Source organism: Paenibacillus sp. MMO-177 (assembly GCF_037147795.1).
Lineage (GTDB): Bacteria > Bacillota > Bacilli > Paenibacillales > Paenibacillaceae > Pristimantibacillus.
Genome location: NZ_JBBCUR010000036.1, coordinates 1 through 450 on the forward strand (window position 1 = coordinate 1; position 450 = coordinate 450).

Genomic DNA, 450 nt, shown 5'->3' on the forward strand with positions numbered 1-450 from the left:
TCCTTCTTCGGCTCCTAGTGCCTAGGCATCCTCCGTGCGCTCTTATTAGCTTAACCTAATAAAAACATTTGTTGCTTAAGGATGTTTCATCTTTCGCTATCCAGTTTTCAATGAACAAATTTAAATATTGGTGGAGCCAAGGAGGATCGAACTCCTGACCTCCTGCTTGCAAGGCAGGCGCTCTCCCAGCTGAGCTATGGCCCCATAAAGGGAATGATAATATCTGAGATATGGTGGGCCTTAGTGGACTCGAACCACCGACCTCACCCTTATCAGGGGTGCGCTCTAACCAGCTGAGCTAAAGGCCCTCGATATTATTCAATTCTAATAGGTTTTTACACCCGCTTGGCGACGTCCTACTCTCCCAGGACCCTGCGGTCCAAGTACCATCGGCGCTGGAGGGCTTAACGGTCGTGTTCGGTATGGGAACGCGTGGTTCCCCTCCGCCAT

At 50.4% G+C, this 450-nt stretch carries 2 tRNA genes and 1 rRNA gene; all 3 read right to left on the reverse strand.

The annotated features are described in order from the left end of the window. Positions 1-128: 128 nt before the first annotated feature. Positions 129-204, reverse strand: a tRNA-Ala gene (locus WFK81_RS30760). Positions 205-231: 27 nt separating this feature from the next. Beyond that, positions 232-308: transfer RNA gene (locus WFK81_RS30765), tRNA-Ile, on the reverse strand. A gap of 35 nt (positions 309-343) precedes the next feature. After that, positions 344-450 (reverse strand): 5S ribosomal RNA (gene rrf / locus WFK81_RS30770); the annotation flags it as partial.